The organism is Poriferisphaera corsica, from assembly GCF_007747445.1.
Lineage (GTDB): Bacteria > Planctomycetota > Phycisphaerae > Phycisphaerales > Phycisphaeraceae > Poriferisphaera > Poriferisphaera corsica.
In genome coordinates this window covers 583,638-607,501 of record NZ_CP036425.1, presented here as the reverse complement: position 1 = coordinate 607,501, position 23,864 = coordinate 583,638, and the positions used below count along the sequence as shown (strand labels likewise).

The 23,864-nt window shown below is 49.4% G+C and carries 19 protein-coding genes; 15 read left to right on the top strand and 4 right to left on the bottom strand.

The genetic code is table 11. The features are described 5' to 3' along the window. Positions 1 to 594: 594 nt before the first annotated feature. On the bottom strand, positions 595 to 2,472 hold the full coding sequence (gene thiC, locus KS4_RS02375; protein ID WP_234698842.1) for a phosphomethylpyrimidine synthase ThiC: 1,878 nt from the start codon (positions 2,470 to 2,472) through the stop codon (positions 595 to 597). Between the two features lie 409 nt (positions 2,473 to 2,881). Between thiC and KS4_RS02370 the strand changes: the two genes are divergently transcribed. Further along, a complete protein-coding gene (locus KS4_RS02370) occupies positions 2,882 to 4,186 on the top strand; it encodes an acyltransferase family protein (protein ID WP_145074095.1) in 1,305 nt (434 codons plus the stop codon). Between the two features lie 48 nt (positions 4,187 to 4,234). Here KS4_RS02370 and KS4_RS02365 read toward each other — a convergent pair whose 3' ends face one another. Together KS4_RS02365 and KS4_RS02360 are read right to left on the bottom strand one after the other, a co-directional pair. Beyond that, positions 4,235 to 5,014, bottom strand: coding sequence for a sugar phosphate isomerase/epimerase family protein (locus KS4_RS02365; protein WP_145074092.1), 780 nt, complete (start codon positions 5,012 to 5,014; stop codon positions 4,235 to 4,237). A gap of 98 nt (positions 5,015 to 5,112) precedes the next feature. Next, positions 5,113 to 5,649: a DinB family protein gene (locus KS4_RS02360; RefSeq protein ID WP_145074090.1), complete on the bottom strand. Its 537-nt coding sequence runs from the start codon at positions 5,647 to 5,649 to the stop codon at positions 5,113 to 5,115. Positions 5,650 to 5,723: 74 nt separating this feature from the next. On the opposite strand from KS4_RS02360, the gene KS4_RS02355 reads away from it, so the two are divergent. The 10 genes from KS4_RS02355 (at position 5,724) to KS4_RS02310 (ending at position 18,202) form a co-directional block, all read left to right on the top strand. Beyond that, on the top strand, positions 5,724 to 6,434 hold the full coding sequence (locus KS4_RS02355) for a regulatory protein RecX (RefSeq protein WP_145074087.1): 711 nt from the start codon (positions 5,724 to 5,726) through the stop codon (positions 6,432 to 6,434). 131 nt (positions 6,435 to 6,565) lie between these two features. Beyond that, a complete protein-coding gene (locus KS4_RS02350) occupies positions 6,566 to 7,081 on the top strand; it encodes a PEGA domain-containing protein (protein ID WP_145074083.1) in 516 nt (171 codons plus the stop codon). A 1,089-nt stretch (positions 7,082 to 8,170) separates the two neighbouring features. Continuing rightward, on the top strand, positions 8,171 to 9,514 hold the full coding sequence (locus tag KS4_RS02345; protein WP_145074080.1) for a porin: 1,344 nt from the start codon (positions 8,171 to 8,173) through the stop codon (positions 9,512 to 9,514). A gap of 185 nt (positions 9,515 to 9,699) precedes the next feature. Continuing rightward, positions 9,700 to 11,052 (top strand): porin, encoded by a 1,353-nt coding sequence (locus KS4_RS02340; RefSeq protein ID WP_145074077.1) that lies wholly within the window; start codon positions 9,700 to 9,702, stop codon positions 11,050 to 11,052. A gap of 310 nt (positions 11,053 to 11,362) precedes the next feature. Further along, complete coding sequence (locus tag KS4_RS02335) at positions 11,363 to 12,766, top strand: porin (protein ID WP_200761480.1); 1,404 nt, start codon at positions 11,363 to 11,365, stop codon at positions 12,764 to 12,766. Positions 12,767 to 12,818: 52 nt separating this feature from the next. Beyond that, on the top strand, positions 12,819 to 13,154 hold the full coding sequence (locus KS4_RS02330; RefSeq protein WP_145074071.1) for a gamma-butyrobetaine hydroxylase-like domain-containing protein: 336 nt from the start codon (positions 12,819 to 12,821) through the stop codon (positions 13,152 to 13,154). A 122-nt stretch (positions 13,155 to 13,276) separates the two neighbouring features. Next, positions 13,277 to 13,771, top strand: a complete 495-nt coding sequence (locus KS4_RS02325) for an acyl-CoA thioesterase (protein ID WP_145074068.1) — start codon at positions 13,277 to 13,279, stop codon at positions 13,769 to 13,771. Between the two features lie 383 nt (positions 13,772 to 14,154). Then, positions 14,155 to 15,645 (top strand): porin family protein, encoded by a 1,491-nt coding sequence (locus tag KS4_RS02320; protein WP_145074065.1) that lies wholly within the window; start codon positions 14,155 to 14,157, stop codon positions 15,643 to 15,645. 269 nt (positions 15,646 to 15,914) lie between these two features. Further along, on the top strand, positions 15,915 to 16,655 hold the full coding sequence (locus tag KS4_RS02315; protein WP_234698841.1) for a response regulator: 741 nt from the start codon (positions 15,915 to 15,917) through the stop codon (positions 16,653 to 16,655). 179 nt (positions 16,656 to 16,834) lie between these two features. Beyond that, on the top strand, positions 16,835 to 18,202 hold the full coding sequence (locus tag KS4_RS02310; protein WP_145074062.1) for a HAMP domain-containing sensor histidine kinase: 1,368 nt from the start codon (positions 16,835 to 16,837) through the stop codon (positions 18,200 to 18,202). Here the strand turns inward: KS4_RS02310 and KS4_RS02305 are convergent. Beyond that, positions 18,199 to 19,302, bottom strand: a complete 1,104-nt coding sequence (locus KS4_RS02305; RefSeq protein WP_145074059.1) for an MBL fold metallo-hydrolase — start codon at positions 19,300 to 19,302, stop codon at positions 18,199 to 18,201. The two genes, KS4_RS02310 and KS4_RS02305, sit on opposite strands and share 4 nt — an antisense overlap. Positions 19,303 to 19,773: 471 nt before the next feature. Here KS4_RS02305 and KS4_RS02300 point away from each other — a divergent pair, with 471 nt between their 5' ends. The 4 genes from KS4_RS02300 to KS4_RS02285 all read left to right on the top strand — a co-directional run bounded on the left by KS4_RS02300 (position 19,774) and on the right by KS4_RS02285 (position 23,854). Further along, positions 19,774 to 20,448, top strand: a complete 675-nt coding sequence (locus KS4_RS02300; protein WP_145074056.1) for a TIGR00153 family protein — start codon at positions 19,774 to 19,776, stop codon at positions 20,446 to 20,448. 168 nt (positions 20,449 to 20,616) lie between these two features. Beyond that, on the top strand, positions 20,617 to 22,185 hold the full coding sequence (locus KS4_RS02295; RefSeq protein ID WP_200761479.1) for an inorganic phosphate transporter: 1,569 nt from the start codon (positions 20,617 to 20,619) through the stop codon (positions 22,183 to 22,185). Between the two features lie 231 nt (positions 22,186 to 22,416). Continuing rightward, positions 22,417 to 23,091: a phosphate signaling complex protein PhoU gene (gene phoU / locus KS4_RS02290; protein ID WP_145074053.1), complete on the top strand. Its 675-nt coding sequence runs from the start codon at positions 22,417 to 22,419 to the stop codon at positions 23,089 to 23,091. Positions 23,092 to 23,344: 253 nt separating this feature from the next. Next, positions 23,345 to 23,854: a SixA phosphatase family protein gene (locus KS4_RS02285; protein WP_145074050.1), complete on the top strand. Its 510-nt coding sequence runs from the start codon at positions 23,345 to 23,347 to the stop codon at positions 23,852 to 23,854. Positions 23,855 to 23,864 lie beyond the last annotated feature (10 nt).

The following is a 23,864-nucleotide window of genomic DNA, read 5'->3' as shown; positions in this document are numbered from 1 at the left end:
TACTACCTTGTTAAAAAATGATACTGAGACCTAATAGAGTCATGACCAAGCCAATTCGTCTACACAACGAAATGTAGTGTTGGCAAATATAAAGCGTCTATTACGCGCCTTGTGCCACACGATCTACAGGTAATGGCATACTCATACTTTGTTGATTATTAATTTGATACTGATACTTAGATAAACTTGCTAGCCATTCTGATATACACAGCCATGCATTTTTCGAACGCCAATAATAGATCGGTAGTGAATTGATTCCATTAGGCATTTCAAGAGATTGCGTAGGGAAGGCATTAGAAAAAGGAGAGCTACAATCGGGTAATTTCGTTGAAATGAAGATATGGCGTAGCACGTGTGATTAATGACTGGTATGTCACATTAAGACAAGAAACAGAAGAGGCTGAAAAGATGTGACACTTATGAAAAGAGAAACAAAAGAGATCAGATTGGAGGCACCTGATCATTTACAATTATTGCAACTATCTATAAAAACAACCCGCGTTATGCGGGTTGTTTGGATTGACCAGGTTGTCTATTGCTGCGCTGCAATGGGCTTTCGATTGGAAACTACATACAACGTAACAGGGGGGGGAGTTAGTCGTTCTTGCCGAGGCCGAGGGCTGGGCGGATGTCTACTTGAACGAGTTTTTCAGCGCCGAGCATCTTCTTGGCTTCGTCATCATCGACGTAGTCGGAGTGGCAGGAAGCTTTGCCGGATTCGTCTTGGGCGTGAGCTTTGCCTTTGGTTTTGGAGGCGAGTTTGTGGATTTCTTCGGGTGAGAGGTAGCCGCGTTGCTCGAGGATTTCTTGCTGATCTTCGGTGAGTGCTGCGGAGATTTTGGGCTTGCCGCCGCCGTCACGTTCGAAGCCGTCGGCTTTGCCGGAGGCCCAGTCCTGGATTTCTTTTGAGATTCGGACTGAACACCAGTCGTGGCCACACATGGCACAGAAGTCGGTGTCGACGTCCATGTCTTCGTCGTGGTAGGCGCGGGCGGTGTCGGGGTCGAAGGAAAGCTCGAAGTGTTTTTCCCAATTCAAAGCGGCGCGAGCGCGGGTGAGGTCGTCATCTTGGTCGCGAGCACCGGGGAAGCCGAGCGCGATGTCAGCGGAGTGTGCGGCGATTTTGTAGGCGATGCAGCCTTGTTTGACGTCGTCTTTCTTGGGGAGGCCGACGTGTTCTTTGGGTGTGACGTAGCAGAGCATTGAGGCGCCGTGGTATGCGGCGGATGTTGCGCCGATGCATGAAGTGATGTGGTCGTAGCCGGGGAAGATGTCGGTGACCAGTGGGCCGAGGACGTAGAAGGGAGCACCGTGGCAGAGGTTGCGTTCGAGCTTCATGTTGTATTCGATTTGGTCAAAGGGGACGTGGCCGGGACCTTCGATCATGACCTGGATACCTTTACGCCAAGCGCGTTCGGTGAGGTGTCCGAGCTCGCAGAGTTCAGCGAGTTGGATGGCGTCGGTGGCGTCGGCGAGTCCGCCGGGGCGGCAGCCATCACCGATGGAGAAGGTGACGTCGTATTCACGCATGACGTCGCAGATATTTTCCCATGCGGTATTCATGAGATTTTCTTTGTTGTGCGTGAGCATCCATTTAGCAAGGAGGGAGCCGCCGCGAGAGACAAGACCGATGAGACGATTCTTGGCGAATTTAAGGTGTTTTTGTGTGATGCCAGCGTGGATGGTGAAGTAGTCGACGCCCTGCTCTGCTTGATGTTTGATTGATTCGAGGACGATTTCTTCGGTGAGATCTTCGATCTTGATGCCGATGATCATGGCGTAGATGGGGACGGTGCCGATGGGGAGTGTTGAGTTTTGGATGATGGCTTCGCGGCAGCCGTCGATGTCACCGCCGGTGGAGAGATCCATGACGGTGTCGGCGCCCCAGCGTTTGGCCCATTCGAGTTTTTCGAGTTCTTCGTCTGTACCTGAGGAGATGGGTGAGGCGCCCATGTTGGCGTTGATTTTGGTTTTGGTGGCGCGACCGATGGCCATGGGGTCGAGCTTGTGAGCGAGGTGGTTTTTGTTGGCGGGGATGACGAGACGGCCTGCGGCGATTTCGTCGCGGACTTGTTCGGGGGTGAGGTGGCCTTCGCGTTCGGCGACCCGTGTCATTTCAGGGGTGATGTTGCCGAGACGTGCGTGCTCTAACTGTGTGATAGGGCTGAAGCCAGCTGGGGGTTGCCATGCTGAAGCTTGCTCGTGGTTATCAGTGTCGGTGCATGTCCAGTCGGTGGGCATGAAATCCCAGGCTGTTTTGGTTGGGAGAGGTGGCATGCCGGGGGTGTCGGGTGAGGAGAAGGTTGCTGCGCCGGCAGACCCGGGTTTGATGACAGGTCGGCGCGCGAATGAGCCGGGGGTTGTGATATTGGGTGATGTGCCGGGGTTAAGGCCGAGGTCGGGAAGGTCGAGGCCGAGGGACTTGATGTCGGCGGCGGCCTGAGTATTTTGATTATCGGTGATATTGTCCATATGGACTTCCTTTCTGGTTACGCTGCGTTTAAAGGAAGTCACGTGGAATCACGGTATGGAAGTGATTCGCTTCCCTACGCAGCTCACAGGCATGGCAGGTTTGCGGCGGTTGCGGCAGTGACCTTGCTGTTTGCTGATCAGGTTCCAAGGGTGATTCTCAGCCCAGCGTCAGGTGTGAAACTTGTCACACTTCCGGGGGCACCCCTAGCGAGGTTGCTCAGGCGGATTTGCGCGCGAGCAGATATGAGGATAGGCATTTTGAGTGGGATTAACAAGGGGCTGGTGTCTGGCTAAAGAAGGATGATGGGAAGATAAGGCTTGAATGGACTGAAAATCATGGATATCGCCCGATAATTGTGGGTATTTGGGATTTGTGCGTTAGGGTGAGTTTGGGTCGATATATAGCTCAATGAGAGCATGCACTTATAGTCCAGAATTAAGCGAAACGAAGCTTGCACAAGGCAAGGGGAATGGCGGGAGTGCGGGGCGGTATGAGTTATTGGACATGATGCGGGCATTGGCGGCGGTGTGGGTGATGCTCTACCACTACCATTGGCGAACGATTGGGGAAGGGCATGATGGGAGTTGGTATGAAAAAATATTGGGGCATGGATACTGGGGTGTTGCGATTTTTTTTGTGTTATCTGGGTATTGCATCATGGCGAGCGCGAACAAGGCGCGAGGTGAACGGCGAGGTGTGTTGCATTTCATAATCAGGAGAATGCTCAGGATTATGCCGCCGTTCTGGTTATCGCTGGTACTGATCGGTGTGATTCCAGGATTGCTCTATGGACTGGATTGGATGACAGGCAACGGCGCGGGCATGAATTATGGGATATGGCAAAAGTTTGCAAATATGGGGACAGTTACGTGGGTAAAACAACTCACATTGACGAGTGGGATCGGGAGCGGGAATTACATGACATTTCAGGCATTCCCTTTAAATGAGGTTTGCTGGTCATTGGCGATTGAATTGCAGTTTTATGTGATAACTGGCATCGCGTTATTGTTTGGCAGGAAATACAAATGGGTCATGGCGGGGGTATTTGTGATTGGCTTATTGAGTGTGGTGCCTTCGGCATGGCTTGAGCGTGGGCTGGGTTGCATGCGATCGGCAGATTGGTTGATAGAAGGAACCTTCTTGCCGTATTGGTCAATGTTTTTTATGGGCGTCATCACTTTTGAGATGGTACGCAGGGGTGTTTACTTAAAACAAATGAGAGCTGCGTATGCTGCGGATAAGCAGGGGGTAATTTTGCTATCGAGTGCGGCTGTTATGACATATGGCGCTGCGTTGTGGGTGACACGTGTCAATACGAATGTAGCGATCGCGTTTATGACGAGTATGCTTTTGTGGGGTGCTTATGGTGTACGATTAAATCTGGGCCGCATGAATGTGGTGAAAGCGGCCATGCGGCATGTGTTACTATTCTTAGGAAAAGCTTCTTATGCAATTTATATTGTGCATATGGTTGTTATCAACTTAGCAATCCAACTCGCGATGCTGTTGTATCCGGAGAAGGGGATTGAACAGTTTGTGCTATCGAGCTTGCTGGGACTCATGATGTGTGTCGGGTTTTACTATTTGTGCGAGCGGCCATTTGCGAAAATGGCAAGTGGGTGGAATCGCAAGAAAGAAGCTAGCAGCACACAAAAAGAAACCGTTGCATCTATCGGAAAGATAGACGATGCCATAGAACGAATCGCGGCGTAGATTACGCCTATACATGAGCAGATCGGAGAGGGGGGGGGGAGGGGAAGATTATTTACCCATTGCCTTGAGGTTTTCGAAGCATTTCTTTGCGGCTTGCATGGGGTTGAGGGTGGGATGACCTTCTTGTTCAATAATGTAGTAGCGAGTTCCGCCGACGGATTCGGCGGCTTCGAATACTTCTTTCCAAGGAACATCACCTTCGCCGATGACGGCTTGGCCTTGGCCGTCGGGTGTGCCGGGCGTGCCTTTGAATTCTTTGAGGTGCAGGGAGATGGTGCGACCGGGGAGTTGGGTGATGGGCAGTACGGGGTCAGCGCCGCCGTGCATGCCGTTGGCGGTGTCGTATTGCATGATGAAATCGGTGGGTGTGTTTTCTGCGAGGATTTGCCAAGGGGATTTACCTGATTCGAGGGGTGTGACGTCTTCGGCATGGCAGTGGAAGCCGAAGGATTGGTTGTTGTGTTTGAGGAGTTCGGTGATGGATTGGAGTTCGTTTGCGGTTTGGATGGTTGAGGCTTCTGAGTTGCGTTTATTTTCGGGGAGCCAACTGATGATGAGGTTGTTGCAGCCGATTTCGGCGTGGTAGTCGGAGATAGCGTGTACGTATTGCTCTAATATGTGGATAGGCACATGTGAGGAATAGGCGATGAGGTTGTTATCGTCGAGGAGTTGTTTGAGTTCTTTTGCTGGGTAGTTGAAGAAGCCGGCGAATTCGACGCCGGTGAGGCCCCATGATGCGATTTCTTTGAGTACGGCGGGAAGATTCTTCTCAACGTCTTGACGGACAGAGTAGAGTTGAAGGCCGATGGGGATGTTGTTTTCAGGCATGATTTGTCTCCGGTGGGAATGCGAGTTGATGCTGACGCATAGTAATGGAAGTAAATCGATCCTGACAGAGGAAAATCCAGGGAATGAAGGTGGAGAGATTAATTGTGTTGCTGGCGGCTGAGGTTGGACATATTGACGTAGGGGACGGGGGCGTCGAGCTGGCGATAGATGTTGTTGAGTTGCGCGTAGGTGTAGTTAGCGTGGGTGTTGACGTGGATGAGGATGTCGGCGACGGGTAAGTCATAGTCTTTCCCATCTCTGGAGTTGGTGCGGACGTACATGGTGTCGAGCTGATCTTCGGTGAGGTTAGCGATGTATTGCTGCCAACGAGTTTGGAGGGTTTGCCAATCGATGATGAGTTGGTTGAGATCGTTCAGTGGGGTTGAACCGGGAGCACCTGAATTGGGCGCGCCGTCGGCGGTGGGAAGTAGAGCGGTTTTGTTGCCGTGAAGTGCTTCGAGCCAAACGAGTTCCGCAGCGTAGAGGTGAACGAGTGTGGCGAGGGCGGAGCCTTGCCCGATGAGGAAGGTTTGGGTGAGTTGCGATGAGGTGAGGGTTTTGGCGACTTCAAGGAGTTGATGATTGGCCCAACAACGGTGTTCGAAGGTACGTTTGATGAATTGGATGGTGTTCATGATGGTGGATGAAGATTGGGGTGGAAATGGGTGGAGGGGGATGATCCGAGGCGTTCTTGATGTAGAATAAGAGCATGGATGAGGCTCAAAATCAATTGTTTCAAGGAGAAGAAGGTGACCTTTGGGGGAAGATCACAGCGATTGCACCGACGAAGCGCGATCCGCATCGGGCGATGGTGAAAGTGGATGGCAAGGTGTTTGCGACGATGACACTTAAACTGATCACGGATTTGGATTTGAAGGTGGGGATGCGGTGGACGGATGAATTGCGAGTGAAGGTTGAGTCGGCATCGGTGTTTGATAAGGCGTTTCGGAGTGCGATGCGATCGCTATCGAGGAGGCCGATGAGCGAATGGGAGGTGAGGAAGAAAATCAGAGAAAAAGGCTTTGAGACGGGGGCGGCGGATATGGTGGTTGAAAGACTATATGAGTTGAAGTTGCTGGATGATGATGCGTTTGGCAGGATGTTAATTCGGGATTTGATGGGTCGGAAAGCGGCGGGGCCGGGCCTGATTCGTCAGAAATGTTTTGAGAAAGGATTGGGTGAGCGACTCACGGGGACACTGATCGAGGAGTTTGCGGGGAAGGATGATCAGGTGGAGGCAGCGGTTCGATTTGCAGAGAAGAAGTTGAGAGGAATGATGCGGGTGGAGCCAGTGGCGCGAAAACGGCGGCTGTATGGGGCATTGGCGCGGCGGGGGTATGGGGGAGATGTGGTGAGCGAGGTGATGGGCCGATTTGAAGAGCAGATCAGCATGGAATTGGAAGAGGGATGTGATTTTTGATGCGAGGTGAGGATTTGTGGGGAATGGCCTGCGGATTAATTTGCGATGCGTGCCAAATCAAAGACAAATTGAGCATGAAGTGATATGAATAGGGGGGGACGAGGTGGCGGGAAGCGGTTAGAATAGGCGGCATGAATCGAGCAAAAACAATGAAGGTTTGCGGCGTCCTGGTTGTATTGATGGGTATTGTTGCGCTGAGTGGTTGTGTACAACGGAAGATCAAGATCAATTCACAGCCTGAGGGGGCATTGGTGTATTTGAACGATCAGGAGGTGGGACGGACGCCGGTGGCGGTCAATTTTACGTGGTATGGCATTTATGACGTGCGGCTGGAGAAGGATGGGTATCAGCCACTGTGGACGCAGGCAGAGGCAGTGGCGCCGGTATGGGAGAACCCGCCGCTGGATTTGTTTGCGGAGATGGTGCCGGGCAATAAGGTGGAGGTTGAGTGGGATTTTGAGATGGAAAAGACGGAGCGGAAGCATAATGATGTGGATGAGCTGCTGAGAAATGCGGAAGAGATGAAGCAGTACACGACAGGGGCGAAGGCGCTTCCGGGGCAAGGCGTGAGTGAAGTAGCGGAAGGCGTGGAGTCGACAGAGGCGATGGGGATGGATGATGAAGAAATAGTCTCTGAGGTGGAATAGCGGATTGAGTTTGAGCAAAGCATGTGAGATCGACTTGAGTTATCGGGCATACTTCGGTGATTTTGTGTTATCCACACACAGCTATATATATTCACACGATCGTTAATAACTTTTAATTCGCACAAATTTGGGTACCTATGGATGAATTACAACCCAAAAAATATTGCTGCGTCATGCGACCATTATTTTACATAAAACTATACGCGACAACAATTTGAGATGAACACATATCTCTCTGGCCAGATTTTCCTTACGTAATACTCATAAAGGGCTTGCATTCTTAACACAGCGTTAACCATGTGTAAGTTACACATTCTTCCTTAAAAAATTATACTTAGGTCGATCAGTTACCCGATTTAAGTTATCGGGTATACACGCCCGCATCGGTTTACCGGTGCTTGACAACTTAGTTGAAGAGTTAGTGAAAGTAGTTTTGTGTATTGATCGTGAACAAAAGATTCACCCCGAAGGTCATTGAGCAAAACGAAATCACCGTGGCGTTTGGATGAGTTGCGGCGGCACAGTGAGATCGTTGATTTATGAATTAGCGAGAGCAGATGTGCGGCAAGCGACAGGATGAGCCTGCGATCAGGGTCACCGAACATCCGTAAGCATGGATATTGCGCCGGGTGAGATGAGTTTGCGAATCGTGTGTTATGCGCGAAAAAGAAGTGAGCTGGTTTCAGGCGCAATTTGCAGTTGCTTGCGGGGAAAATGAGTGAGCTGCGTGCTGTCAGCGGGAGAACTGACGGTGAGCAAGACTGGTCGTAAAGATCCGACTGTAGGAGTTTCACACGCGTGTGTGAGGCAGGATGAGATCTGGTGTTGTCATCTTAATATTAGAGAATGCCTATGGCTGCTCTAGCGGCCCCCATCTCGGCATCCAAACCCAAAGAAAATGATAAGAATTTCGCTTTGCGAATAAAGGCTGCGTAAGCGTGATCCCACGACGCGGAGCGGCTTATTCACTGTTATGGATAACCGGACGTACACCATTATCCCTAAATTTTAAAAATGCGATTTGTAGATGGCTTGTGGGACGCAAGCGCGAGCCAATGAGAGAGATCGCAACTCCAAGGAGACGTTTCAATGTTTTCCAAAAAGACCACCGCATTGGTCGCAGGCGCTATGGCAATGGGCTTTGCAGCTCCAGCTATGGCAAGTGAAGCAGAGCTCGCAGCTCAGCTCGCTAAGGTACAACAGAAGCTTGCTGCTCTTGAGCAAGCACAAAGCCAGGATTGGCTAAACGAGCGTCGCGCAGAAGAAGTCAAGGGTCTGATCTCAGACGTTTTGGCTGATGCTGACGCACGTGCAACTTTGCTTCAGGACGGCATCCTTGCTGGTCATGATGGCAAAAAATTCTTCCTGAAGAGTGCTGATGGCAGCTTCAAGATGAACATCGGCGGCCAGATTCAGTTCCGCTACATGGCTAACTTCCTTGACGACCGTGACAACGAAACGCTTCACGCGTTCCAAGTCCGCCGTGCTAAGTTGAAGTTCAGCGGTAAGGTCAACGATGAGTTTGGCTTTAAGCTGACACTCGGAACAAGTCGTAACGACGGCAGCGTTAGCATGGAAAATGCAGCGGTCAGCTGGAAGTATGACGACAAGCTAACTGTTGTTGCGGGTATTGATAAGCTTCCTTTCTTACAGGAAGAACTGACAAGCTCAAGCAAATTGCTCGGTGTTGAGCGTTCATCAGTGACTGAATTCTTCACACTTAACATTGGTACATTTGTTGGTGCGAAGTACGACGTCTCTGATAACGTGAAGGTTGCAATCGCAGCTGGTAACGACACGGCATCTGACAAAAACGGCTACGTCAAATACGGCGAAATGGCTGGTGATATCGCCTTGACTGGCCGCGTTGACATGAAGCTTGCTGGTGACTGGAGCCAGGCGAAAGATTACGTTGCATGGATGGGTGATGACCGCGCTTGGTTCGCTGGTGCTGCACTCAACTACCAGCGTGTTGACCGCGATGTTGCCCCAACGGCACTCGACGGCGACTACTTCGGCTGGACCATGGACACCCTTTACAAGGCTAACCAGTGGATGGCTAACCTTGCAGTCAACGGTGCTCACTTCTTTGCTGACGATGCAACAGCTGACGCTAACTACTACGGTGTTCTGGCACAGCTCGCATACAACATGGACGACAAGATTCAGCCATTCGTTCGCTACGAGTGGATGGACCTCGACGGTGCTGATCAGATTCAAGGCGCAACCGTTGGTGTCAACTACTTCTTGGCTAAGCACAACGCGAAGATCACGACCGACTTGGTTTGGTTCTTCAAAGGCATGGACAACGGCATCCAAACTGCATTCGGTGAAAACCCATTCAGTGACAGCCTTGGCCTGAACAACAACAGTGCTGACTTCGACAACAACGATCTCGTTGTGGCTCGCGCTCAGTTCCAGTTGGCGTTCTAATTTAAATTAAACGTCCGGTCACGCTCTTCATTATTCATGATAAGTCGAGCGTAAACGAAAAGAGCGGCCCATTGCCAACCATGGGTCGCTCTTTTTTACAACTAACCACAAATAGACTTTCATCGCCTGTGTCTCTTTCTCGTTACGCCTGTATGTAACACACTTCTTTGAATATGGAGAGACATATGTATACCCAAAGGATGATGGGAACTGTTGCTGCGGCAACGATGGCTTTAACAACGGGCACGATTGCCCAGGCGGATCAGGCATCACTTGCTGCCCAATTACAGGCAGCCGAGCAACGTGTGAGCCAGCTTGAGCAAGCACAACAGGGGGATTGGCTAAACGAACGCCGTGCGGAAGAAATCAAGGGTTTGATCCGTGATGTAATCGCAGATGCTGATTCTCGTGCAACCTTGTTGCAAGACGGCATACTCGCAGGGCATGATGGCAATTTCTTTCTTCGTAGTGCTGACGACAGCTTCCGCATGAATCTAAGCGGTTACATTCAATTCCGATATGCTACGAACTGGCAAAACAAGCGCGACAATGAAACCATTCACGGGTTCAATAATGCACGAGCCAAGCTATACATCACCGGCTACGCGATGGATGATTTTGGCTATAAATTATGCTTTGCCACCAATGGGAGTACAGGCGAAGTTTATACTGAAGAAGCTGTTGTTGACATGAAGCTTGATGATGATGTGAAGCTTTATGCTGGTGTAACTTTGTTGCCGTTCTTGCGTGAAGATCTGATGGCTTCAAGCACGTTGCTTGCAGTTGAGCGTGCATGCGTCACAAAAGGCTTTGGTGTTGGCTTCTCCGCAATGCTCGGAGCTAAGATTGATGTGAGTGATGATCTGAAGCTTAATGTCGCAATCAGCAACGGTACGATTGGCGATAAGTATGGTTACACAAACTTCGAGAACAACTCGGCGGACATTGCAGTCACGGGTCGCGCAGACTGGAAGCTGGCTGGCGATTGGAAGCAGATGAAAGATTACGTCGCTTGGCGTGATGATAGTGACGCAATTTTTGTTGGAGCAGCGGCTCATTATCAGCGAACTGACCGCGACACAACAAGCATGGCATTCCCGATGGACTTTTTAGCATGGACTGCTGATACGCTCTGGAAAGTCAATAGCTGGACAGCATCACTTGCTGTGAACGGTGGCCATTACTTTACCGACGAAAATACCGACACGAACGCTTATGGCACGCTTCTTCAGCTTGCGTATAACATGGATGACAAGATGCAACCATTTATGCGTTATGAGTGGAGTGACACACGCATGGGCGGCAGCTCAGATACAAATCAGGTTGTTAGCGCAGGCTTGAATTACTTCCTCAACAAACACAACGCGAAATTTACAACTGATTTGGTTTGGTGTTTTGAAGGTACGGCTGTCCCTGGCAGTGCTATGGTCTTTACAGGTGATTCATACGGCACAGGCTTAGCGTTAAATCACACGGCTACAGATATTGATGACAATCAGATTATTGCAGCTCGAGCACAATTCCAGCTGAAATTCTAATAATCCAACTCGACTACTGATTCAAGCAGGCCCGTATATGCGAGCCTGCTTTTTTTATTTGGACACAGTGGATTACGGGTTACATGGACGATGAGATTATTGGGCCCTAGGGCTTATGCATAGTTATCCGGGTCTAAAATCATCGATCAAATCACATACAGCGAATGATTATTGAATAGTGCCGAATAACACGACCGATATGTTTAACGGTTATCAACAGTCCTCAATGGAGCGATTGATAAGTATATTACCCATGATCGTAAGAGTCAGATTCAACTCGGATTGCAGTCACATTGCAAAACGATATGTCATGTACATATTGATTGCTGTCATTTCGTTTATTCCTATAAATATATATGCGCAATCTAAAAATCCGGAAGAGCGAATCAGTCAACTTGAAGGACATGTTGCGAATCTGGAATCTCGTCTAAAAACACTGGACGAGCGGTACAACCAAGAACTGTTAGAGCAACGCTGGACAGAAGAAATGCGTGGGCTGATTGATGATGTTCTGAAAGAATCGAATAACAACAGATTTCAGGACGATTCGGGGATTTATGCGGGCAATCAAGGCGGACAATTTTTCCTGCGATCGAAGAATGGTGATTACCGTCTATTGATCAATGGATTTTCACAAAACTGGTTTGTTGTTAATCAACAGAATGCCCGACCGCCAAGAGGGCTAGGTGATACACAGTTGGGTTTTGAAACAAGGCGTGCACGTTTATGGTTTCATGGAAACATCATTAACGAAAAAATCGGATTCAGGCTACAACTTGAAACATCTCCGCCCGATTTAGGACGCGTTTTCATGCAGGAAGCATGGGGGAGTTATCAGTTTAACGATGATTGGAAGATGATTTTCGGCCTGGCGAAATTGCCGTTTCTGCGCGAGCAGTTAACGCATGGCTGGGAACTGCTCGCGGTCGACCGCTCATTGACCTCTTACTTTTTCAATTTGAACCGTCAAACACAATTTCAAATCCAGTGGTTCGGCAGTGAATATGTAAGACTTTACGCAGCACTTAGCAATGGAACAAGACGTGATCTCACACAGATCCCTCCGCGCGGATTTGAAACTATTGGTAAAGATCCGGCGACACTTGCAGTTACTGCACGAGCTGACTGGAAACTGTTCGGCACATGGCAGCAGCAATATAAGAATGTGGCATGGTCGGGGACAGAATCGACTGCGATCGTCGGGGCTGCAATAAACTATCAGCTTGCAAACTTGGATGTAACCGAAAGCTTCAGCATCTTTCCCGGCAACGGTGATTATCTCTCATTTACGGTTGACGGTGCTTGGGATTACAACAACTGGCATTTTGCAGCGTTTGGATTCGGGGCATTTATACGACATACGAATGAAAACCTGCAAGATCGCGATTTGTTTGGAGCACAAGTTGAAGCGGCATATCTTTTTGATGACACATATCAGCCGTTTGTTCGACTTGAATGGATGAACCCCGATATCAATGGGAATGATGATCCGATCTTTATGACCTTTGGTACAAATATCTATTTTGCGAAACAGAAACTGAAATGGACGACTGATGTGCTTTGGTTCTTTAATGGGGACGCCTTTAATTCACTGCAGATCAATCCATTTACTGAACCGGTGTTTATCCGGTTGTATGGCATCGATGAGGAATCGGGTAACTTTGGGGCGAATAATATGGTCGTATTTCGGACACAACTACAGGTAAAGTTTTAGAGCAATCTTTTGTGGGTATGAGGCAATGAACGTGTGATGCTACAATGGGGGCATGTCGGTAAAACCCAAACACATTGATGTAAAGCGTGACAAATCTTTGCAAATTGATTGGAGCGATGGGCGGGTATCGGTCTACGAAATCAGATATCTCAGAAAAATGTCTCCAAGCGCAGAAGAAAAAAAACTTCGCGAGGAGATGAGAAATAATCCATTAACGATTCTGCCATCTGGTCGGGATGATCAAAATTTACTGATTGAGAATGTTGAGCTTGTGGGAAACTACGCCATCCGGATCTTTTTTTCCGATGGCCATCATACGGGTATCTACTCATGGTCATACCTGAGATCACTCGATGCTACCAATAATGAAAATACTCACTCGGATTGATTATAGAAATTATATGTATTGTTAAAATCAACTACGCTTAAGATTAATACGGTAAAACATGATGCAATACGCTCTATTCATTTAATAGGTTAGTTCGTTTCATTAAAAAGTGAATCATTGTTATGGATAAAAGAGCAATCAAATCCGAAAAGCAACAAGAACTAAACTTATACACAAACGATGGCTGCAAAATTTTGTTTGATGTGAAAAAACCGTTTATATACCATGTTCAGATAGATGGGGGCGACATAGACGATCAGGGTCATGTCAACAACGTAACTTATGTAAAATGGATGGAGCAGGCGGCAACAGCGCACTCGACTTCATTGGGTTACGATTGGCAGCGGTATAAGGAATTGGGTGCGTCGTTTTTTGTAAGACGGCATGAAGTTGAGTATTTGGCACAGTCCTTTCTTGAAGATCCGATCGTGATTGCAACCTGGCCCGATAAGATGGAGAAATTCACTGCACTTAGACGATATGAAATTGTAAGAGTGAGTGATGGCCAAACATTGGTCAGAGCAATGACAACTTGGATATTTGTAGATATGTCAACAGATCGCCCTCGGCGAATGCCAGGTGAATTGATCGAAGAATTTTTACAGTCCGTGAGATAGCTAGTCGATAACGGACAAAGTTGACTCGATTTACGCGAAGCGGTTTGCTGTAAATCACAGATTCATGATTCTTATTTGTTGGTTGTAACCCTTAGTTCAATAAGTATGGCAGTGTATTTGTCTCGCAGTTGATTCAGATGTGCTTATTTATTTTTGTTGTGCAATTTAGTTCAAACGAAGCAGTCTTTAGCACAACGACCGATAGCAAGAAACATCTATTAATTTAAGATTTTCTGATCATTTGTGAGAAATAAACCGAAGGAACAGACTGAGTCGTACGTGCGGCTCATGGATCAATTTTCAGTTTTCCCTACGTTCAGGTTGGCAATAACGGGGACGTTAGGGACCGACAGAAAGTCAATGTTTAAGCAAGGAGACGCTACATGTTTGGTAAGCGACCCACGACATTGATCGCTGGGGCACTCATGGCAGGGCTGACCGGACCAGCTTTCGCTAGTGAGGCTGACGCACTACGCTCAGAAGTCGATAGCCTGCGGGCTGAGGTAGCAGCACTTCGTCAGAATACTGACGAAAACTGGCTGAACGAGCGCAGAGCTTCAGAGATCAAGGGTTTAATTCGAGATGTATTGTCGGACGCGGAAACGCGGTCGACACTGTTGCAAGAAGGGATGATGGCCGGTAATGACAACGGCAAGTTCTTCCTGAAATCAGCAGATGGTAACTTCCTAATGAATATCAGTGCGTTTGCACAGATTCGTTATGTTGCTAACTTCCAGAATGGACGAGCAAACGGCACCGGCGGTGATGACCAAAACCAATTCCAGCTCAACAGAGCGAAGATCCGTCTTGACGGTCATATCATTGACCCGTCATGGGGTTACTTCCTCCAGTTGGCAACTAACAATCCTGAGTTCGATACATCAACGAACCAAGGAGCTAACGGCACACTCCGTCAAAACGGCTTCGTGTTCATGCAGGAAGCTGGGATGAGCAAGCAAGTGACAGATGACATCAAGCTTTATGCTGGTGTTATGAAGACACCTTTCTTGCGTGAATTTCTTTTGTATGAAACCGATTTACTCGCAGTTGACCGTGCGTCAGCTACCGAGTTCTTCAACATCGGTCGTACGGCTCAGTTCTTGCTCGAGTACACTGGTTTTGAAAACTTCAAGATCTATACCTCGATCAACAACGGTAGTCGTGTAAACTTGAATCCGTTCAATGATCAGGGCGGATTGCAGCTTTACGGCAACAACACGATCAACTCGAACAACTACGGTTTCGCAGTCTTCGGCAGTAATGCTGTTGAATTCGGCGTCACCGGACGCGCAGACTGGAAAGTCTGGGGCGATTGGTCACAGCAAGACGACTTTGTCGCTTGGCGTGGCGATGACAGTGCATTCTTCGTGGGTGCTGCTGTTAACTACGAAATCGCCAAAGAAGGCGTGACTCGTAACCTCGGCGGCGGTGCAGATTACTTCTCATACACCGCTGACGCACTGTGGAAACAAAATGGCTTGAGCCTCATGGGTGCTTTCATGGGCTCGAAATACATCAACCCAACAGGTGGCTTCACCGATCGTGACTCATACGGCGCGATCGCATATGCAGCCTATATGTTGACTGATGAACTCCAGCCATATATACGCGGCGAATGGTTTACCGATGGTACTGCTGGCGCAGAAGATGTGATTGGCGCTACCTTTGGTTTCAATTACTACTTCGCACGTCAGAATGCTAAACTCAGCATGGACGTTGTCTGGTTCTTCCAAGGCGACATCCCACAAGCACAGAGCTACGCATTCGCTCGTAACCCGTTCGGTCCAGCACTTGGCCTGAACAACGGGCCTGGCCGCCGCATCAGCGACGACAACATCGTTGCAATCCGCGGTCAATTCCAGATTGCGTTCTAACGCCCCGTATGTTGTGCCTGCTTAACAGCAGGAATGGGAAAACATATGCGACCCGGCAGCCAACCGCCGGGTCGCTATTTTTATAGGGGTCGTCTGTTTGAGAGCCTGATCAAACTTAATTGCCAAAACCTCGACATCCGCATAGTTTTAGCTCAAGATCAGTTACTTCTTACCAAACATTAACAATTTGGCTAACATATCTCATTATTTACTAACATTTCTTCACTAAACTACGCCCCAACGCAGGCCAACATGAAGGAATGTGAGACATGAGAGATACCTCAAGCACAATGACGACACCCACCGGCAACCAACAAGAAGAACTAACCACCATCCTCCTTGTCGAGGATGAGCAAGATCTGCTTGAACTGCTGAAATACAACCTCAACCGTGAAGGTTTCAACACCATCACCGCGATGACTGGCGAGGAAGGTTTGAAGCAAGTTCGCTCCACATCTCCAGACCTGATTCTTTTAGACTTGATGTTGCCTGCAATGGACGGACTGGAAGTCTGTAGAACACTTAAATCTCGTGAACACACCGCGAACATCCCAGTCATCATGCTTACAGCACGTGGCGAAGAATCGGATATCGTACGCGGCTTGGAAATGGGAGCTGATGACTACATCACCAAGCCATTCAGCCCACGTATCTTGATGGCACGTATCCGTGCGGTCTTACGTCGAGCTGAAGCCGAATTACTCAACAACCAATCTGGATCAACAATGTCTTCCGGCGGCATCCATATCGATCCGGATCGCCATGAAGTCATTGCTAACGGCGAAGCCATCGACATGACAGCAACCGAATTCAAACTGCTCTCATTGATCATGAGCAAGCCTGGCCGTGTGTTTACACGGCAGCAGATCATTGAGACGATTCATGAAGGTTTTGCTGCGGTAACTGATCGCTCTGTCGATGTGCAGGTCGTTGCTCTTCGCCGCAAGCTCAAAGACGCTGGTCGCAACATTGAAACCGTTCGTGGCGTTGGCTACCGCTTCAAAGAGTAGCCCCCTACCCTGACATTAGATTTCGCATATACAATAATATCACCGCAGCTATGATGAGCTTAGCTATCACATGCCACGACAGCTTTTTCACGAAAAGCTTGCCGATGAATGTGTAGGGTTGTAATTTGATTACCCTGAACAGTTCTTACAACGTGCTATGCATAGGATCGTAAAATTTCATGAATGAATTGCTTGCCAAGCTGAACACAATGATCTCAATCGCTCAAGCACAGGGCGAAACAAAAATCATTATCGTGCTCATCGGCGCAGCGATCTTCGGCTGCGTCTGCATCTTTATCCTCATGCAGATTAGCCGATCGATCAAAGAACTCAGGCAGGCAGCCGGCCGTTTCGCACAAGGCGATCTTTCCCAACGTGTTGCAATTAAAGGCCCATTGCAGATCGCTGAACTCGCGGAAGCTCTTAATACCATGGCCCGCCAGCTAGAAGAACGTCTATCCACAGTCGTCCGTCAACGTAACGAGCTTGGCACAGTTCTGACGTCAATGGTTGAAGGTGTCGTAGCCATTGATTTGGATGACCAGATCATCAGCATGAACAATGCCGCTTCAACCATGCTTGAAGTTGACCCCACCCATGCGATCGGCCGATCCATACAAGAAGTCATACGAAACACCGCGTTACAGACATTTGTCAAACAAACGCATCGCCAAGACGCGCCTATCTCTACCGAAATCACATTACGCATGCCCGACAATCCGGAAGGTGATCGGCAACTCCAAGCACAATCTGCAATTCTTCGAGATGCAGCCGGCATCCATATCGGCGTCGTTCTCGTATTACATGATGTCACACGCCTTCGAAGACTTGAATCTGTACGTCAAGATTTTGTTGCCAATGTGTCACACGAAGTCAAAACGCCTGTTAGCGCAATCAAAGCTTCTGTCGAAACCATACTCGATGACTCCGAGCTTGTTTCGGAACAAGGCAAGCCCTTCCTGAATATCATCCTCAGACAAGCGGATAGACTAGCGGCGATTGTAGAAGACCTACTATCTATTGCTCGAATAGAACAGGATGGCCAAGATATGCGTGCAGAACTCATGAGCACCCATCTCATTGGTGTATTGCGAGCCGTTAACGAAACCTGTTCTGCGATAGCTGACAAGAAAAATACTGAAGTACAGATCATTTGCTCAGATGTCCTCACCTGTCAAACGAATCCTCCTCTACTAGAACAAGCCATCGTCAATCTTCTGACTAATGCGATTAAATACTCCCCAGAGAACACGCTCGTTCAAGTCATCAGCGAACTGCACGACAACGAAGTCATCATCTCTGTAACAGATCAGGGGCGCGGCATTGAGCCCGAGCATCTCCCGCGCATCTTCGAACGCTTCTACCGCACTGACAAAGCTCGCTCTCGTGAACTCGGCGGTACCGGACTCGGCCTATCCATCGTTAAACATGTCGCTGAAGCTCACGGTGGCCGCGTCTCGGTTGATTCAGTCCTCGGATCAGGATCTACTTTCAGAATTCATTTACCTGCAAAGATCGAGGTGAATGATATCGCGACGACGTTTTAACCTTGATTCTCTGCCAATTCTCGATACCAAGCCTTAAACGCAACCTCGTGAAAGTTAGGCCTGAAGTACTTCCAATAGCCCAATCTCTCCGGCACAATAAACTCTGAAACCGCCTCACTCACTGACAAGCCTTTTGTAAAATCTCGCTTCGCTTCCATTTCAATAAGCTGCTGCAATTCCAGATAACTAACCAACCCAACCGAATCCGCGCGAGCATCCATTCCATGCCCAGGAATCACGACTGCCTTCTTTCGCTTGAGTAAATGTTCAACCGAACGAACATACAATGATGGAATCGCTGACATAAAATTTGGGAAAATTCCATTCCAAATAAGATCGCCACCAAACGTTACGGCAGGATCATCAACCTCAGCAACCAAATCACTTTGAGTATGACCACGCATTGGCGTTAACTTTACGACACGCCCCCCCAAATCGATGGTTAGGTCTTCATCTTCTTGAATCACGATCTTCGTCGGGCTCACAAACTGTCCTCCCCATGTCTCTAGACCATGTTCCGCAAAGCGTGCATTCTCCTTTGATCTAACAACTTTCGCATAATGCTCTAACGCCAACAGATACGTCGTTTCAGTCATCACAATTTCGGGCACAGTTGCTCGATCAAAGAACCCTGCAATACCGCCAATGTGATCGAAATGAAAATGAGAACAGACAACATGCGTCGGCAACTGACCAAACAATGCCTTTGAAACTTCGCCAACCCAAACCGCGCCTTCCATCGTACGATACGCATCAAAAGCAAGCACACCATCTCTCCCACCAATCAATCCGCCATTGCAATGCGTCGTCAAATCGCCAATCTTCCCATCAGCAAGAAACGGTGTCGATACCACAGCATACACCCCCTCCCCCAACTGCTTTACTTCCCCATACGGCTTCTTAAATACAACATCCCCCTGCTGCTCACGACCTATCAACGAAACGCCATCACTGTTCGCAATAGCGCTGCCCATCAAGCATCCACACCCAGCCGCAACTGTGCCTGAAAGCATTTCACGTCTTGATATACCACCGATCATATCTCTTATCCTCAATCCCATGGGTTCCAAAATCACCATCGACACTGAACTCTCAAACACACCTCTATCTCCTTTTATTTCTAAGACGATCCCCCTACCTCATTCCCCACTTTCATTGCACGAAACCTGACAACCCCAATCGCATCAATACCCGTACTAATTAGCTGCCACAAAACGTAAATCCTAACTCAAGTATTCAAATAGATTTAGACGAAGAACAGACAAACACAACCGCCTCATTCATCCCCGTTCTCAGCACCACACAATCCTCAACAGACAGGCCTGTCTGGATTCAACAAGTCCATCATTTTCATATCATTAGCGTAAACTTTACATTACCACCGCCACAGGTGAGAATGCACACCTCAGATCACCGGATGCCAGTTGTAAGCATTCGTCTGAGGCAAGCAGACCGCGTGAGTTTCATGGAATACCTCGAAGGCTCCAAGTCTCACACGACCGCTCGATCCGCTCAACAATGAGCAAGATCAACGCGGATTGCATTCTTCCAAAACGCATGAAAGGGTTCGTATGCGTACGATTGCAAAGCTCTTTGGTCGATCACCATTTATCCCGATCCAAACGCACATGGATAAGATCAAGCAGTGCGTCGATCTTATCAATCCTCTCACGGATGCATTCCTCATACACGACATGGCAAAAGTCGAGCAAGTCGCAGAGGAAATCTCTCGTCTTGAGCACGCTGCAGACGAAACAAAGCACGACATTCAGAATGCGCTACGCAAGGGTATGTTCCTTGCTGTCGATCGTAGTAAGCTGCTGGACATCATCGCGATTCAAGATGGTCTCGCCGGCAAAACTGAAAACTTTGCGACCCTCCTCACAATCAAAGCGCTCAACTGCCCCGACAGCATCAAAGATACTTTCAAATCTTTCCTTGCCAAGAACCTTGAAGCAGTCGCCGGCGTCGTCGAAATCGTTAAACGTCTCGACGAGCTTCTCGAATCATCCTTCGGCGGTGCTGAAGCCCAGCAAGTCGCACAAATGGTTCATAAAGTCGCTGTCCTCGAACATGAAGCCGACGTTATCCAACGTTCACTCCTAAAAAGCATCTTCGCCCACGAAAAGGACTTCTCACACGGCGAATTCTATCTCTGGTTGCGTATCTTCAAACAAGCTGGCGAACTCGCCAACCTCAGCGAAACCCTCGCCAACAAGATCCGCAGCACGCTCGAACTCAAATAACCGCCTCAACACACCCCCTCACGCAAACCACGAGATATCCGTTTGAAATTTAGTTGTTCAGCCGTGTGATCAATCACATTTTTCACATAGCTCTTGGGTTCTGTGACCAGGTGCTTACCTGATGCAGAAAATCGATGAGTCCTCCCTTATTCATAAGTGCATAACAGTATGAACACTTTCGCGATCATACAAACGCTGTCGGTCTTTGACTGGTTTACCGGCATGCAACCCACCTCACAGATCCTTGTGATCATCGCCCTTGCCTTCGGTTTCTACATGGCGTGGAATATCGGCGCAAACGACGTCGCCAACGCTATGGGTACCTCCGTCGGCTCCGGTGCGCTCACACTCAAAAAAGCCATCATCGTCGCCGCTATTTTCGAGTTCGCAGGCGCCTACTTTGTCGGATCCTCCGTCTCCAATACCATCCGTAAAGGCATCTTCGACCCCGCACTCATCAACGAGTTCTACGGGGAAGACGGCTACCTCATACTCGCGATCGGGATGATCGCCTCACTCCTTGCCGCAGGTGTTTGGCTTCAACTCGCCTCATACTTCGGCTGGCCCGTCTCAACCACCCACTCCATCGTCGGTGCAGTCGTCGGCTTCGGTTGCGTCGCTCTCGGACCAACCGCCATCAACTGGGGTATCACCGACTTCTCAGGCGTCACCGCCATTGCGTCCTCATGGATCATCTCACCAGTCCTCGCCGCCGCAGTCTCTTACCTCCTCTTCCGCATCATCCTCAAACTCATCTTCTTCCAGCCCAACCCCGTTAAAGCCGCAAAGAAAGTCGCCCCTTTCCTCGTCTTCATCACCATGTTTGTCATGATCGCCGTCACCTCCTTTAAAGGCCTCAAAGCCTTCTGGAAAGACGCCGCTTGGCTCGAAAATATCCAATACTTTAGTAACCATAAGCTCGGCCCAACCCACCCCGTTGCCCTGCTTATCACCATGGCCTTCGCCGTCATCACCGGCGTCATCGGCACCGTCATCACCTCGTTCATGATTCGTAAAATCGAGGACGACCCCGTCGAATCCACGCAGCACTTCGAATCTGTTTACGTCAAACGATCCGTCGACAAAGCCCGGAAACACCTCCGTCGCATCTCCTCAAACACCACCGGCACAAACTCCTCCGAAGCTTCCGACCTGCTCATGCAGCTCGAAACCCTCTCATCGAACATCGAAAAACGCTCCGACCCCGAACTCACCAAATCAGCCCTCCAAAAAGTCGAACGTATCTTCGTCTACCTCCAAATCCTCTCCGCATGCTTCGTCGCCTTCTCACACGGTGCGAACGACGTCGCCAACGCCATCGGCCCCCTATCCGCTGCCGTCCAAACACTCCACGAAGGCGCCATCATCGCAAAGTCGCACGTCCCTGAATGGGCCCTGATCCTCGGCGGTGTCGGTATCGTCATCGGTCTCGCCACCTGGGGCTGGCGCGTCATGGAAACCATCGGCCGCCGCATCACCGAACTCACCCCAACTCGCGGCTTCACCGCCGAATTCGCCGCCGCCATCACCATCCTCATCGCCTCACTCGCTGGTATGCCCATTTCCACAACCCACACACTCGTCGGTGCCGTCCTCGGCGTTGGCCTCGCCCGTGGTATCGGGGCAATCAACCTCAACACCATCCGCGACATCTTCGCCTCATGGATCATCACCATCCCCGCCGGCGCTTGCCTAGCGATCCTCTTCTTCTACGCACTCAAGATTTGCTTCATCTAAACCGAGAGTAATCTGCACCATGACTTGGAATGACTCAACCTGTAAATCGTCATGGAAGACGCTTTAAAGCAGATCAACAAAATACCAAACAACACAGCCCGCTTCCTGCGGGCTTTTTATATGTCCACTCCTTGTTAATCGTGTTAGCAATGTTAACGCTATAGCCGACGCGACCCACTCCGTGTATAAAACAACAAACACTTTCACTCCCCTTACAAGCGAGTCATACGCATGCTCCACCTGGTCCGACAAATCGACAAGCTCAAAACCCAACTCCTCGCCATTGGCTCACAAGTCGAGGAAGCCCTCCATAACGCGATCACCTCCATCCAGGACAGAAATCTCGAACTCGCTCAATCCACCATCGACAACGACAAACTCATCGACCTCGCTGAAATCGACCTCGAAGAGGAATGCCTCCACACCCTTGCTCTCCACCAACCCGTCGCCCACGACCTTCGCTTTGTGATCGCCCTCCTCAAAATCAACCACGACCTCGAGCGCATCGGCGATCTCGCTTCTTCCATTGCTCAGCAAGCTTCATTCCTTGCTCAAGAATCACGCATTGATGTCCTCCCATACGATCTGCCTAACATGGGTAAAATCGCACAAACCATGCTCAACAAAACGCTTAATGCCCTCATCAACCAAGACGTCGAGCTCGCCCGTGAGGTCCGTAAACTCGACGATCAAGTCGACGAAATCCATCGTGGCATGTACACCAAAACCATCGCAGCGATGAAAGACAATCCCGAGCAAATCGACCAATACGTCCATCTTCAAAACGTTTCACGTCAGCTCGAACGTATCGCCGACCACACCGTCAACATCGCCAAAGATGTCATCTACCTCGTCGATGGCGAAATCGTCCGCCACGCCAAGCTTCGCCAAAAAGCCAATGCCTAGAGTAGTTGTGTGATGATTCATAAGATTTGTGTTAGAAATTTAAACAGCCAATCCCCGAAAACACCTCGATTCCCCATCATCAACCCGCTGGCCTACAAGTGAGCCATGAGGGAAACGCACTCACCAAACTCACAATCCTCATTCCTATAACACCACCTTAAAATATCCTTCACTTTAATCCCTGATACGCTAACATTGACTCGATAAGCAGTTAACGTGCTTCTGTTTCTGTGTTGTAACTTGGGGATTTCATATGCGACTTCTACTCTTCAGGCATGGCATCGCCGAGCCCGGCACAACCAATCAGCCCGACGATCTGCGACCGCTGACCCCGCTCGGACTCACACGCTCCGCACTCGCTGCTCAAGGCCTGTCTCGCTTCATCGATCGCCCCCAAGCCATCCTCACATCCTCTAAAACAAGAGCCGCCCAAACTGCCGCTTTCATTGGCGACACCTTCGACCTCGCACCCGAATTCTGCGACCCACTCACCAACGGGCCAACCAAAAAAATCATCAAATTCCTTCAAGCCCGTCCCGAAAACGATATCCTCATCGTCGGCCACGAGCCCTACCTCTCCGAACTCATCTCCATACTCTGCTTCCCTAAAGCAAGATCCAACGCCGTCGAACTCAAAAAAGCATCATGCGCACTCATCGAAGCGCCCATCAGAAAGAATGAACCCGCTCTCCCATCAACTTCCGGCATCCTCCACTGGATCCTCCCCCCGCGCGCCCTCCGACAACTCGCCGGCGAAACCTAAACCACGCCTC

Coding starts and splice junctions, on each gene's coding strand:
- KS4_RS02320 (WP_145074065.1), top strand. CDS start 14,155: ATGTTTGGTAAGCGACCCACGACATTGATCGCTGGGGCACTCATGGCA.
- KS4_RS02350 (WP_145074083.1), top strand. CDS start 6,566: ATGAATCGAGCAAAAACAATGAAGGTTTGCGGCGTCCTGGTTGTATTG.
- thiC (WP_234698842.1), bottom strand. CDS start 2,472: ATGGACAATATCACCGATAATCAAAATACTCAGGCCGCCGCCGACATC.
- KS4_RS02370 (WP_145074095.1), top strand. CDS start 2,882: ATGAGAGCATGCACTTATAGTCCAGAATTAAGCGAAACGAAGCTTGCA.
- KS4_RS02310 (WP_145074062.1), top strand. CDS start 16,835: ATGAATGAATTGCTTGCCAAGCTGAACACAATGATCTCAATCGCTCAA.
- phoU (WP_145074053.1), top strand. CDS start 22,417: ATGCTCCACCTGGTCCGACAAATCGACAAGCTCAAAACCCAACTCCTC.
- KS4_RS02355 (WP_145074087.1), top strand. CDS start 5,724: ATGGATGAGGCTCAAAATCAATTGTTTCAAGGAGAAGAAGGTGACCTT.
- KS4_RS02360 (WP_145074090.1), bottom strand. CDS start 5,649: ATGAACACCATCCAATTCATCAAACGTACCTTCGAACACCGTTGTTGG.
- KS4_RS02285 (WP_145074050.1), top strand. CDS start 23,345: ATGCGACTTCTACTCTTCAGGCATGGCATCGCCGAGCCCGGCACAACC.
- KS4_RS02330 (WP_145074071.1), top strand. CDS start 12,819: ATGTCGGTAAAACCCAAACACATTGATGTAAAGCGTGACAAATCTTTG.
- KS4_RS02335 (WP_200761480.1), top strand. CDS start 11,363: ATGTACATATTGATTGCTGTCATTTCGTTTATTCCTATAAATATATAT.
- KS4_RS02325 (WP_145074068.1), top strand. CDS start 13,277: ATGGATAAAAGAGCAATCAAATCCGAAAAGCAACAAGAACTAAACTTA.
- KS4_RS02340 (WP_145074077.1), top strand. CDS start 9,700: ATGTATACCCAAAGGATGATGGGAACTGTTGCTGCGGCAACGATGGCT.
- KS4_RS02315 (WP_234698841.1), top strand. CDS start 15,915: ATGAGAGATACCTCAAGCACAATGACGACACCCACCGGCAACCAACAA.
- KS4_RS02365 (WP_145074092.1), bottom strand. CDS start 5,014: ATGCCTGAAAACAACATCCCCATCGGCCTTCAACTCTACTCTGTCCGT.
- KS4_RS02300 (WP_145074056.1), top strand. CDS start 19,774: ATGCGTACGATTGCAAAGCTCTTTGGTCGATCACCATTTATCCCGATC.
- KS4_RS02345 (WP_145074080.1), top strand. CDS start 8,171: ATGTTTTCCAAAAAGACCACCGCATTGGTCGCAGGCGCTATGGCAATG.
- KS4_RS02295 (WP_200761479.1), top strand. CDS start 20,617: ATGAACACTTTCGCGATCATACAAACGCTGTCGGTCTTTGACTGGTTT.